This is a genomic window from Rhizobium sp. BK060 (assembly GCF_014193145.1).
GTDB lineage: Bacteria > Pseudomonadota > Alphaproteobacteria > Rhizobiales > Rhizobiaceae > Rhizobium.
The window spans coordinates 1-12,054 of sequence record NZ_JACHYW010000052.1 but is presented as its reverse complement, the minus strand read 5'-3'; the positions used below and the strand labels follow the sequence as shown (position 1 = coordinate 12,054).

General features: G+C 56.0%; 11 protein-coding genes. 1 reads left to right on the top strand and 10 read right to left on the bottom strand.

The genetic code is table 11. The annotated features are described in order from the left end of the window. Positions 1-375: 375 nt before the first annotated feature. The 5 genes from FHT71_RS30870 to FHT71_RS30850 form a co-directional block, all read right to left on the bottom strand. Positions 376-2,031 (bottom strand): hypothetical protein, encoded by a 1,656-nt coding sequence (locus FHT71_RS30870; RefSeq protein WP_183723252.1) that lies wholly within the window; start codon positions 2,029-2,031, stop codon positions 376-378. A 388-nt stretch (positions 2,032-2,419) separates the two neighbouring features. Then, complete coding sequence (locus tag FHT71_RS30865; RefSeq protein ID WP_183723250.1) at positions 2,420-2,665, bottom strand: hypothetical protein; 246 nt, start codon at positions 2,663-2,665, stop codon at positions 2,420-2,422. A 1,014-nt stretch (positions 2,666-3,679) separates the two neighbouring features. Beyond that, a complete protein-coding gene (locus FHT71_RS30860; RefSeq protein WP_183723248.1) occupies positions 3,680-4,261 on the bottom strand; it encodes a hypothetical protein in 582 nt (193 codons plus the stop codon). Positions 4,262-4,782: 521 nt separating this feature from the next. Continuing rightward, the gene (locus tag FHT71_RS30855; RefSeq protein ID WP_183723246.1) at positions 4,783-5,916 is read right to left on the bottom strand and encodes a hypothetical protein; all 1,134 of its coding nucleotides are present in this window, start codon (positions 5,914-5,916) and stop codon (positions 4,783-4,785) included. Then, positions 5,913-6,254: a hypothetical protein gene (locus tag FHT71_RS30850; RefSeq protein WP_183723244.1), complete on the bottom strand. Its 342-nt coding sequence runs from the start codon at positions 6,252-6,254 to the stop codon at positions 5,913-5,915. Before FHT71_RS30850 ends, FHT71_RS30855 begins: the two co-directional genes overlap by 4 nt. Before the next feature lie 148 nt (positions 6,255-6,402). Here FHT71_RS30850 and FHT71_RS30845 point away from each other — a divergent pair, with 148 nt between their 5' ends. Next, the gene (locus FHT71_RS30845) at positions 6,403-6,669 is read left to right on the top strand and encodes a helix-turn-helix transcriptional regulator (protein ID WP_183723256.1); all 267 of its coding nucleotides are present in this window, start codon (positions 6,403-6,405) and stop codon (positions 6,667-6,669) included. 30 nt (positions 6,670-6,699) lie between these two features. Here FHT71_RS30845 and FHT71_RS30840 read toward each other — a convergent pair whose 3' ends face one another. The 5 genes from FHT71_RS30840 to FHT71_RS31265 form a co-directional block, all read right to left on the bottom strand. Next, positions 6,700-7,068: a DUF3768 domain-containing protein gene (locus FHT71_RS30840; RefSeq protein WP_246718117.1), complete on the bottom strand. Its 369-nt coding sequence runs from the start codon at positions 7,066-7,068 to the stop codon at positions 6,700-6,702. 5 nt (positions 7,069-7,073) lie between these two features. Further along, positions 7,074-7,655 (bottom strand): hypothetical protein, encoded by a 582-nt coding sequence (locus FHT71_RS30835; protein ID WP_183723242.1) that lies wholly within the window; start codon positions 7,653-7,655, stop codon positions 7,074-7,076. A gap of 1,341 nt (positions 7,656-8,996) precedes the next feature. Further along, positions 8,997-10,520, bottom strand: coding sequence for a transposase family protein (locus FHT71_RS30830; RefSeq protein WP_183723240.1), 1,524 nt, complete (start codon positions 10,518-10,520; stop codon positions 8,997-8,999). A 154-nt stretch (positions 10,521-10,674) separates the two neighbouring features. Beyond that, a complete protein-coding gene (locus FHT71_RS30825) occupies positions 10,675-11,568 on the bottom strand; it encodes a hypothetical protein (protein ID WP_183723238.1) in 894 nt (297 codons plus the stop codon). 126 nt (positions 11,569-11,694) lie between these two features. After that, positions 11,695-12,054 (bottom strand): hypothetical protein (locus FHT71_RS31265; protein ID WP_210294364.1); only part of this gene is annotated, 360 nt, incomplete at its 5' end.

Sequence of the window (12,054 nt, the reverse complement as noted above, 5' to 3'; positions counted from 1 at the left end):
TACCTCGCCTAAGATACGTCGCTAACGACGTCGTTAAGGACGTGTCTTAGGCCATCAAGGCGCTATTCGGCAGGCGGTGCCAATCGGGTGCTTACTGACGAATGCGCTCTTGTCACCCTTTTTCATACGGTCAAGCACACTATCCCTCACGTCATTATAATCTCCCCGCGTCGTAGAATACGTCACTTCTTGGCTAAGGGATGCCCCGGGAAGATTGACACTTTCAACTACAGTCTCCTCTCCGGAAGCCACAAGTGGCAAAAGTAGGAACGTCAATCCCAATACAACAACACGCATTTTCGCTCCCTCTTGTGATTCCGGTTTTGGTTGCCTCATGCAGAACTCTTTCCGTAGAGATCGCGAGAGGTTTCGGGTTCACTCCGCTTTCATCACCGGACAACCTTGTCGCGGAGGGAATCCCGCATCAAACGAAGCTTTGATTCCATTAGGACCTGGCGCGTAAACTGAGAACGCCGAGCCGAGGATATCATCACGCCTCTTCTGAAGCTCGGATTGATCTACGATGTATTTCCTTGCGGCTGCATCGTATCTCAGCGCTGCTCTCGGCTGAATATTTTCGGAGTATACCGTCCCAAATGCCCTCCGCCGGTTATTTGCATCTGGCTGAGAAAGAGAAAAGCCAGAAAACCGGGGTGTCTCATCGACGATTTCGTTGTCCGGGGTCAACCTAACAACGTGTGTCGACGAGAAGTCTATAAGATCTGGATTTTGCGACGTTCCGAGAAGGTTTATAGAGACAGATTCCAGTATCAAGGGGTCGGTTGTCGGCGTGTTCAACACAGGAAGTACGCTCGTGGCCGGCTGATATTGACAAGATAAGGAGACATCGGCTGTAACGAACAGGTCTTCCAAGAACTTTAGTGTGGCGAGAATGTCGTTTGCCGGAGGCGCGCAGCTACCGCCTGCGGCACAGGTGTTGATCAACTGAACCAACTGAGATCGGGCGATGTTCACCTTATCGCCATAGGCGTGGAAGTATTTTGCGTATGCATCTGGGTACTTCCCATTCAATTCGCTGTATCGGTCGGCCGCTTCCGACAACATCATCAGCTTCCGGGTGAGGGTTCCTATTTGTTCGACGCGAGCTACGTCGAACATGACATCGGGCGCACCTAACGCTGTGTTTGCCTGCAGCAAGTAGCTCGTAATAGCGGAGTTTTCCTGCGTGAAAAGCGCCGATACATTTGCTGTTATTTCGCTAAGTTTGCTAAAGTCGGCAGGATCAATGAGTTTTGCAGACGCGCCCGCGGCGGCTATACCCGGCCCGCCGCGAGCATGATACTCTATTGAAACGTTGCCCGCCTTCTTCGCATACTCGATGATGGACTTATACGATGCCGTGAAAGTTGACCCCGCTTCCCCGGTGATGGCCTTGAGAGACACGCCGCCGCCGAGTGTTTGGCTAAGTCGTGCGGTAAGCGCATCTTTCCCCTGCACAGAAGACGTCCCTATCCTAATAAGAATAGTTAGCTCCGACCCACGGCGCTCGCCTCGAATGAAATGTGTGCCGCATCTTTTTCTGAAGGTATCTAAATCGGTGGCCGGAACAGGAGCGTCTGCGTTCTTTTTGTACTCCTGTATCATTAGTCGCCCGTAGTCGGCGTTCGCAGAGAACTCAAGAGTTACGGTATTCGAAGCGTTTTGTTTAAACGAATCAACGGTTATGTCTGTGTCGTACTTGCTGTTCGCATTGAAAATTCCGGCGTCGATCTTACCTGTTGTTTGAAACCCAAGAGCCACATCGGTGGTTCTTTTCTCCTCGTCGGATTTTGAAGCAATCGCAATTTTTCCCTCGCTGGAAATGGCGCCGCCGGTGTCCCACTTCACACCGTCATTTTCGTATATCACGCACCGGCCCAATGGATTGTAGGGAAATGCGATACTAACCGCGTCCCCAAGTGTACGATTTGAGGCCGAGCTGTATGGGACGGTTATCGTCGTTGGATCAATGTCAGCCGCGGCTGCACTGCACGAGCACAACGTGGCCCAGGCGAAAGGAGCCAGGACCATAACTAAGCTCCGTCGCTGAGAAAGTGTCTTAGCGTATTCTGAGAAAAATTCGGTTCCCATTGCTTGAAATCCTAGGGTCAAAACGCGGGTTTCGAAACGTACTTCACTTCGAGACGCATAATGTTGCCTGCGCTACCGTCGTCTCCAAAGGCACCCGGAGGTCCTTTGCGACCTGGCCGGCCAGGCTGGCCCTCGACCCCATCCGTTGCGCATGACCCCCCACCAGTTTTCCAGATGAATTGCCCTCCGCTTCCTCCGCAGCCCGCTTCGCCCTTTAGGCCACCAATTCCTCCTAGTCCAAAGTCTCCGCCTTCGCCACCTTGGCCTCCACGTCCACCCAATGCAGATAAATCAAAGTCTTCAGGCGCCTGGGCTCCTTCCTGCATGACTAGAAATACATCCGCTCCGTTGCCTCCGGGTCCGCCCTTGCCGCCGCGGCCACCGTCGCCTCCATCTCCGCCATCTCCGCCATTGCCGCCATTGCCACCGGACGCCCCATCGTGAAAGCCATTTCCGTCCCCGCCTTTGCCGCCTGTCCCTCCGTCCCCGCCGTCCCCACCGTCCTGTCCGCGCCCGCCTTTGCCACCCGGTGCGCCGTCACCGCCGACAGCGTACATTGTGACGGTTGACCCATCTGCAAAATCTGCCGCTCTAAGCTGTAACGACGAGGCGTTTTGACCAGCTCCACCAGGATTGCCATCTCGGCCTGTCTGACCCGTGAGGCCGACCTCGCCATTGTGACCTGGTTGACCACGGTCCGCCGACCAGTCGCCCTTGAGGTCTGTTCTAGCATTATCACCGTTGTCGCCGGTCGCAGCCTTTGGTCGTTTAGGTTGCTTGGAGAACGCCCATATCTCCGGGGCGACGGCCGCGTCGCGACCCCGTTCCCCTCGAGTGCTGACAATTCGAACTGGACCCGCGATTTGGCTTGTAACTTTAAGATACACCATCTCCTTGGAACCTAGCTCCGCGCCGTCTCGAAATAGAACAAAGGGGCAGGTGATCTTTATTGACTGAGGAGATGCGTCACTTGCGGTTGGGTGCGCTAGCGTCACCTTTCCCTCAATCACTAGGCCGGAATAACCTTTTGATTTGCAGTCGAAAATATCCAGCGTAACCGTCGCACCGGCCTGCCAGATAAGCGCGGCCTTATCGGGCGTCCATGCCGGAGCTGCTTGGACATTTCGAACCTCGGCGAAACTCAATGCGCTGATGGCTACGCAACTAAAGGTCTTCAATGCCGACATGGTATCCCTCCCTCTATAATCCAACGACTTCCCGTCACTCTGTTGTGCTTGCTGACTCTGGGCGATGTAGGAAGAATTGTGCGTAACGTCCCACCCCTTTCCGCATTTGAATAATGCTGTTTTTTAGTCGCAACGCATCCACACGCAGGTGATTGAGGCGCACAAAGTCCGTACCCTTTATTTCCCGAAGACTGGGAAGCTGGCTCTCAACTCGCACCAAGTCAGCGACGTAGGCGGGAGAATTTTCCCTCTCCTCATCAATAGCGCGAGGCTCTGTGGTGCCTGCACTTCCTGCCGGGGAACAACAAAACAAGATGGCAAGGGCTGGCCCCACTAGCGCTCTTCCTCCTAGCGACGACAACATTCCTATACGTGTGAAATCTAAAGACGTTTGCGACATTTTATTTGCCCGCGCCCACTCGGGCCCCGCTCATCTGTTCCAACAGAGCAATAACTTGCGCCCACGACATATCCTGAGCGTTCGCAATAGCTGCGAGATCTTTTGCTATGCGATCGAGCGATGCACGATTGCTGGCGGTGGCCCCTACGAGCTTTTCCAGAGTACGCTTTTGCGTTTGGATCAATTTTGCCTGATCGCGCAATGTCGAGCACTGGACGAAGTCCATCGGAAGATCGACAGTTGGTGGGGGCGCGAATGCCGCGATAGTTGCTTTGGGCCCGCGGGATCGGCACGGATTTGGTGAACCACCGCGTACGAGTGCAAACATGGCCGCTTCCTTAGTTTGGCCTCTTACTGTTTGTTTGGCGATCGGCGAAGCGCCGTTATTGTCGAATATGACGAGAACTCCAGAGTTGCTGTTTTTGATTTGTTTCCCTCGCTGGAGTCGCTTCAGATCTGAAGCCATCGCGTTATATGAATGGCGCTGCGCAGTAGAGCCGAAGGATGTATTGCAGCTCTGCAGCGCCACCGCGGCGATGATCGACATGGCTATGCCGATAGTCTTGCGAGAAAAAGATGTCAAAACGCCCCTCCGCCGAAATGACACAGACTAAAAAAGAACAAGCATGTTTATCAGAATGAAACAATATTAACTGTTATTGTAAAATATGCAACCAACATCTCAAGGTAGAGTAATTTAGTGTCGCGTCCTAGATGAATGTTACGAAATTTTGTTCGACTTCAGGGGAGGGCTGTCCCTTTAGTGACATTCGTACTTTAGAGTGTTGAGGCACGATCGAAAGGTAACGTTGGCTAGACAATAGCTGAACCCACTGTTACGTCGTTCGCTCACCGGCGGCGCGAACTGCTCGCGCGAAAATCGGCTTCGAGCGAACCAATTCCGCCAGTGGGCGTCTATTGTGACATGCATGTCCATCCGGCGGTCTCCGCTTGAACCAAGCGAAGTAGCCGATGGCAGTTATCTGATGATTGGCTAGGACCAAACAGAGCCCGTTGTCTATGGCCCAACGCTAGCCTGCCAACCCTGATCGGGCCTGCTCACACGTGGACTTATTGCGGGGTTGGTGTGTCAGATTTGAGCGTCTACGAGGCTCTGCATTGGTTGAACGAGGAAGTCGCCTGCTTGGCCCCCTGTAGGTCAACAACAGTGCGTTTGCCGGTCAGGTCGGTGATTGCCAGCTGCTTGCCCCCTGCAACCTCGGTCAACAGCTGTTCTGGAAGCTGATAGAATCCGTGCCAGCCGAAATAGTCTTCCTGATTGCCATCGGAAACGTGAGGTGCTCCGTCGTCCACCCGCCAAGTCGCCCTTGTTTCTCCCTCGAACACCCCCTCGACAAAACCGACCAAGTCTTTCCCGGGCGACGCCATGAAGCCAACCTTGACATTGCCGGACTGCGTTTCGGCGTAGCAGGTCTTGCCCCAATCCTCCTCGGCTGTGCTGAAGCGCCATCCGGTCACAGGTTGAGAGGCGGTCGAAGCGGCTTGACCTTGGCCGGGGACAGCCGTCGGAGGAGCCGCAGTTCCGACCCCTGCATTGAAGCCGATGCCGGGGGCGACAGGTTGAGACGATGACGTACCTGATCCCTTGGCGAAAGGCGACGTTGCCGACGCTTGATCGTCGCTCGGCAAGCCGAAGATCGTCGGAGCCATCGCGACCAGCGCGTCACTGCATTCCTTGGAAGCCTGCCCCGCCATGTACGCGTCGTATTGGGTCATGGCCGGGACGATCCACGGCTCTTCGTTGCCTTCAAAGGTAACCTGAAGCGACAGCGGTTGTTCGGCATTTGTGATCCCGGGAATTATCAGGGCCAGCAACAGACCAGCTGCCTTGTCCCACGAGTCCCCCGACAACGTTTCCGGGGTGGTCACTGTCATCGGCACCTGCGCCTGGAATGGGAACATCGCTCGGCCAAGTGACACCGTCGTGGCCTGATTTGCCGGTAGGTTCCAGCCAGCCTTATAGATGTGCACGCTCAACCTTAGTTCATCGACGCCCTCAAGCGACGTGCGGAAAGCAATGCGCCGTGCTGCCCAAGCGGTGGACCGCGTCTCGCAGTATGGCCTCGCGGAAGCAGTCTCGTCAGGCGTCGTCATGACGACTTCCCACTCACCTGAGTGAAAGTAGTTCCTTTCCTGTTGGCCCGCCGTTACAGCGGTCGCCGTACATAGGCTTAGACCGGTCAGCAGCAGCAAGGCTGTTCGGTTTGCGATCCTCATGCGACCTGCTTCCTCTTGCCCGACCGCCACGTGAAGAAGGCCATCACGGCCAAGCCCAGCGCGATGAACGCCCAGATGGCGATGTCACCGAAGCTGCCCTGCGCCGATGCGAGGAAGCCGAGCAGGCTGGCAATGGCGAAGATGATAGCGGCAACCAACGGCAGGCCGAAGGCGAACGCTCCAGCGAAGAAAAACAGGATGCCGACAAACATGCCGATGGCAGCCGCTCCGCCGGTGGCTTGATCATTCAGGAGGCCACTGCCCGCCGTGACGGCACACGATTGGAACAGCACCAACATACCTAAGAAGATGCCGATAATTCCGATTGCGATTTTCATTTGTCTCCCCAATGACAAGAAAGGCGCCCAACGGGCGCCTTTGAACAACTTACGATAGCTCTCACCAAATCAGTAGCACGCTCAATGCGTAATATGGGACTGACAGTCCGTCGATTGTCAAGCGACGAATATGTCTTTGCTTGCTCGCATGGATGTGCGGCAAACCATTGGCTGGAATGTGAGGCGATTGCGTGTGGCAAAGGGCCTCTCGCAGGAGCGTTTGGCGCTAGAGGCCAGCCTCGACCGCTCATATGTTGGTCGCGTGGAGCGGGGCCTGGAAAACGTAACCGTTTCGACGCTGGAAGCATTGGCGAACGCAATGGGCGTCCACGTTTCCGCGCTGTTTGACGAAGTGGACCCAAAGGCCAGTAAACCCGAGCCCCTTCGGTCTGGTAGAAAACCGAAGCCAGCTTGATCTCCGCGAGATTGAAGCGAACCCGCACCATCAGTATTCGTCCGCCCGCATTATGGTCAGCACCCGGCATGTGACGGATTCGTCGTTGGGATCAGGCGAACCGAACTGTAGATCGACGTCGTAATGATCGATCTTCCAGAAGAAGCAGGCACCTCCCACCTCGACCGCACCGAAGTCGTGTTCTTCATACGGGTCGTTGTCAGAATTGAAGGCGTCGAACTGCTTCACGGCGATTGTCAGCGCCAGCATCTTGTCTACTGGGAGGCTGTTAACTCCGGCCGTCAGCATGACCTTGCCGCCGATGAAGCGGCGTCGGAACTGGTCGTTGAGTTGGCGGATAGTAGCGGCCTTGTCGGCCGCTCCGGTTGCGATGGGTGTCTGTGCGCAAACCTGCATCATCGTGCTCACTTCTCGACGTAGGCCGGGTGGATGAGCGCAACCTGATCGATGCGGCGGTCGAAGGCTGGCATGTCCAGGTAGTCGCGCCACTTCAGCCGAACGCTGTTGTCCTCGCCCATGCCTAGGACGGTCGCTTCGAACCAACCTTCAAGCGGCCCCTCGGTCGCGAGCACCAGACTACCCACGGTGAGCTTGTCCCAATCCTCGGGTATGTTTGTAGGCTTGGCCGCGGCCTCCGCTTCGGCAGGATCAGGCACGGGGGCAACGCGTACGCGTTCGGCCTGCTCGCGTTCTTCGGCTGGCAGGTGTGCGGCAATCTCCCGGTAGAGGTCCTGCTTCACGAACGGCACGAACGCCTTGCCACTGTCGAACAGCTTGCCCTTAGGAAGCTTCGGCAAGTAAGCGCGGACCTGATCGCTGTCCGCACGGAGCGACAGCATGCCCATCAGGTTGGCTGCCTTCGAGGCAAGGTGGGCATCGACGGCGGGGAAGTACGAAGCATGCGCCTTACCATTGTCGTCACGGCCAAGGACGATGACAGGGTGGGGTAACGACACATTCAGGGCTGCGGCAGAAGTCATGGTCATTCAGCTCTCCAAATAAAAGAGGGGCCCGAAGGCCCCGACAGGTCGAAACGCAGGGTCGCACGCTTCGATTGTGATGTTATATCAGAACACCTAAGAAATGTCAATCAGAGGTTGTTTAAGCGGCGCCAGTTTCCTTCATCGCACCGTAAAGACCACGATGAGATCTATCGCTTTGATAGCGTGTTGGTGACCGAGGGCGTCCGTCTACGAAAGATACCACCAACTTAAACCAAACAGCTCGGTCTTCTCGAAAACCATATCCTCGCCCTGATTCTCTAGGCCACGCGAAAGAAGACGGCTTTCTTTGGGATGATCCCCGTAGTTCGAAGCCAGCCTAGCGAGTCGCGTTGCACTCGATATAGGCTTAGGCCGGTCTAGACGGTTAAGTCGGCGCTTTGTGTATCCGAACAACAACCCTTGATCTGGAACGGCGCGATAAACGTCATCGAAAAGAGGAACATCTTCTACGTTGTCGCCAAAACTGTATTGCAGGCTCTCAAACACGTCATAATCGGCGTCTCGATCCACCCCCGTAACTGAATACTCCACCACAAGTACCTTGTCTCGACTGCTCGGAGAGCTCACATCTTCGACCAAACCGAAGGTTGCGATGCAGCCGAAGTTGTTTGTATCTGTGGTATCCGCGGGACACCTGGATGCTCGTACCCAGCAGTCCAAAGACGCCTTAACTGCTTCGCGAATTTTTGGGATCGGTATCGGTCGCGTGTCTTTGGCGGGCACGGTGTGTGACCGGATTGCGAAGGCGCTACGGCGCCAGCGACCTTCGAAAGCAGCTGTCGAATTGTCGAGCGCAAGGAACCGTTCAGTTAGTCTCGACGCACAGATCGGACAACGGTCTCTGCCACATCGCCGTCCATTTTCACATCTTATCATCGACAGCATGCCGGGAGAGAGCGGTAGCCCAAGCTTAGCCGTACCTTCTGCGATAGCGTCACGTACGCCTGCCGCTGCATAGGAATTCATCATGATCAATGCCTTTGAGGTTTTATAGGGGAAGTTGAGTCTGCCTTGGGGGAAGACCCATGTGCGTAGCGGCAAACAAGGTGAGATTCGTATTGCCTCACCCAAGAGTGTTCCCAGAGAATAATGCCGTTGCCTCACTCGGATGTTCTCGAATGCCTCACGGGTTGTTCCGATCGTATCCCCGCACCTGGTGCAGGTGACGGAGGTAGCGAAGCCGCTCGCGAGCGCGCCCTCAATTGCGCTGTAGCGAACGGGCGGCTTCGCGGGCGGTCATCATGTTTTCCGGTGGGGTCGGGTTGTCGAAGGCCAACCTGGCGGTAAGAGCGGATGCCGATCCTGTATTGTTCGGTAATGATCTCACTGCACGACCTCTACGATTTCCGTCTGCCGCGCGGCATCGGCGAATGGCCCGAACACCAGCGCATTGGCCTGTGTACTGCGCCAGATCTTCATTCGGCGCTGCACGGTCCGAATGAGGCCGTCGGGATACACGCCGGGGTATTTGACCTGTAAGCGTTCAAGCAACTCTCGCGAAGTTCGCCAAGGCTCCGCCTCGAACCATTCCTCGAGTTCAGCAGTGACGGCGAGTAGAGGATCGGGCCTCCGCCGCTCTCGCTTGGCCGCTGGCTTGGAGCGGGCAGTCGGTTTCACTTCACCACCACGCCAAGCAATCCGTAAGCCAGACAGAAAGTCTTCGAGCGGTAATGCCTCGCCGTCGGTGGCAGGCGAACCATCAGGCTTGTCAGCAATTTCGACCAATCTCTCTTGTGCCAGGCGTATGTCGCGGAGCAGTCGGACCGGATCGAGCGTCAGGTACATCGCCTTGAGCCAAAGGCGTGTATCCTCCGGCGTGCGTGGGTCGTCAAGCAGCCGCTGAAAGGGTGTGGCGGGACGATGATAGCGCTTGATCACCTTGGCTCCGTCGCGGTGCTTTTCTTTCAGCTTGAATGATGGCTGAAAGAAATTCACGAACAACCGCATTGACGAATAAAGCTTGGCCAGCTCCCGAGTGGCTCGCAGCCCCTCGAAGCGTCGGTATCCAACGATCTTGCGCACGATCGCGCCATTCTTCTGCTCGACAAATGCCTGATCATTCTTTCGGTAAGGGCGGCAACGGGTAAGTTCGATATTATCGCGCAAGCAATACTCATGAACACTCTCGTTCATGAACACACTGTCGTTGTCGGTGTCGAAGCCCAGCAGCGGGAACGGCAGCAATTTGCGCAGTTCGGCCAACGCAGTGATCAGTACCGTTTGCTCGCGAACCAGCAGCGGCGCGCATTCCGTCCAGCCCGTGGCTATATCGGTCAACACCAGCGTTTGCGAGAAGGCACCCCTCGCGTAGGGGCCGGAATGAGAAACGAGATCAGCCTCGACAAAGCCGGGTGCGGGGTCATCCCAATCCGAGAAGGTTCGAACGGGAACGCTACGCCGAATCGCTGTTGATCCTTTCCGGCGCCGCGGACCCGTGGCGCTCGCTTTGATCTCCTTGAGGATCCGATCAATCGTCGCCGGGCTCATCGTCAGAAGTTGCCGGCGCGTCTCGCTATTCATATCGCCGTGTCCATGACGTTCCATCGCTTCGATCAGTGTTGGCAACAGGGGGTGTAGTCGCTTGCCGCAAATTCGATCCGACGCCTCCCAAACAACGACGAGCGCTGCCCGCACGTCATCGCCGTAAACCCGGCGCCCTGGCCGAGGACCACCCTTCGCCGGTTCGCGTTCTCCTCGCAGCAGTCGCATCGCATGCTTGCGATGAAAGCCCGTGAGGGCCACGAACTCGTCTAACATCCTCGCCTTCTCGGCCCGCCCGCCTAACACATAGCGACAACTGATCGCCGCCACCAATTCCGCACGTGTCGCCATGCTTACCTTCCTCATCACAGCTCCCGAGGTTGATTCGTCGGGAGCAATTTAGATGAGGCAATAGCCCATTCTCAGGGAGCAGTTCAGGCGAGGCAATGCGCGTCTCATCCTGATCGCCGCGCTATAACCCATGTCTGGTGATAACTAGGAGGTTGGGCGACGGGGAGGATCATGTTCCGTACAAGAGCCGCGTTCGTCTGCTGGTTTGGCGAGCTGCGTCCTTGTGCAAGGCCGCACGGGTCGCTTTAAGGATGTCTCGCCTTAGAGCTTTGCCATCTCCGCCCGCAAACGTTAGATGCTTCAAGCTCCGCTCCTTGAATACGTTAAGAGCTCGAATGAGGTTGCTTGGTCGGATCGGCCTTTTTCGGTTCCGCCACTTGCCCGTAGGCTGCTTTGTCGACTCTCCTGTCTTGGCATCAAAAATCTCGCGTTTCCTCGGATAAGCTGTGTATTCATTGACTTGACTCTTCGAAACGTAACGAGCGTAGGACAGGGCGGCGCCCGGAGTAACCCGCCGATAGTGCGCTGCGTCCCATCCCGGCACGAAAGCACTGTGTGCCCGGTTGAGGCGCTTTCGCCTATAAGCAAGTTCCCGCTGCTCCGCGTTCCATACGATGGCGTGAGAGTGCCACGAAACAAATGCTCGACGCGGCCCAGGAACAAAGGGGGCGTGATAGTAGTAGGCGGCTTCCACCAATCCGACGAAACTAAAGTCTGCCAGAAAATCCCGCATTGCAGCTTTGCAAGCGGTGACGTCGAACCGCGCCGCTTGAGGCAACGGACAGGTGTGTTCCTTCAAGCTGAGGGTGACAAAGAAAGCTGTTTTGACTTTCCGACGGTTAAGCAAGGTCTCAAGTTTGGCACTGAATACCTCCGTGAACTGCATCCGGGCTACAAAGTTTATCGCTTTAAGCGACGATGCTGATGACATCCTCAGGCGCTTTTTCAGCTTCTTGGTGGCAATTTGTCTGCCTCGCTTGGTGAGAAGGAAGGCTTGCAGACGATTGTTAAGTTCGCTGTGTCTAGCGACGAAATCGGCCTGCGATAACTGCAGGGTGCTCATACTGATTGCTCCTGCCAACAGGCAAGGCTCCGCCATCAAGGCGCAAGCCAAGGCCAGTCGGTCTGGTAATGTTGAAGTAGGGGTGGTTGGTGTTCGGTGGGCGAAAAACTGTACTACAAGTAATGCCTACGCCTTTCTTCGCGGCTTCAAGCTAATAATTCTGGTTTTGGCGACGCCATCCTGGAGTGGTTCGACTTTAATCCAGGCCTTGAAATGTGTGGCCTCGTTGATCTCGAAGAGTTTTCGCATAGCCGCTGACGTGCCGCTGACATCCACAGAGCGACCTGCCGCTTGCCTCATTTTTTCGATCCCACCCGCCTCTCGAATGAGGCGCGGAATATCCACGGCAGGCACATTTTCGCTGAAAAGTGGACTGAGAGCCTTGTAGTACCGTAAGCGCGATTTTCGATGCGCATTGACGTCTGCGGGACTGATGAACGCCCACGCGGGGTAGCGTGATCCCGCTCTACCCGGCCGGAGTAGTCT

Bases quoted from the DNA above. Each gene is read 5' to 3' on its own strand.
- FHT71_RS30870 (WP_183723252.1), bottom strand. From the start codon at position 2,031: ATGGTCCTGGCTCCTTTCGCCTGGGCCACGTTGTGCTCGTGCAGTGCA.
- FHT71_RS30865 (WP_183723250.1), bottom strand. From the start codon at position 2,665: ATGGGTCAACCGTCACAATGTACGCTGTCGGCGGTGACGGCGCACCGG.
- FHT71_RS30855 (WP_183723246.1), bottom strand. From the start codon at position 5,916: ATGAGGATCGCAAACCGAACAGCCTTGCTGCTGCTGACCGGTCTAAGC.
- FHT71_RS30850 (WP_183723244.1), bottom strand. From the start codon at position 6,254: ATGAAAATCGCAATCGGAATTATCGGCATCTTCTTAGGTATGTTGGTG.
- FHT71_RS30845 (WP_183723256.1), top strand. From the start codon at position 6,403: ATGGATGTGCGGCAAACCATTGGCTGGAATGTGAGGCGATTGCGTGTG.
- FHT71_RS30840 (WP_246718117.1), bottom strand. From the start codon at position 7,068: ATGATGCAGGTTTGCGCACAGACACCCATCGCAACCGGAGCGGCCGAC.
- FHT71_RS30835 (WP_183723242.1), bottom strand. From the start codon at position 7,655: ATGACCATGACTTCTGCCGCAGCCCTGAATGTGTCGTTACCCCACCCT.
- FHT71_RS30830 (WP_183723240.1), bottom strand. From the start codon at position 10,520: ATGAGGAAGGTAAGCATGGCGACACGTGCGGAATTGGTGGCGGCGATC.
- FHT71_RS30825 (WP_183723238.1), bottom strand. From the start codon at position 11,568: ATGAGCACCCTGCAGTTATCGCAGGCCGATTTCGTCGCTAGACACAGC.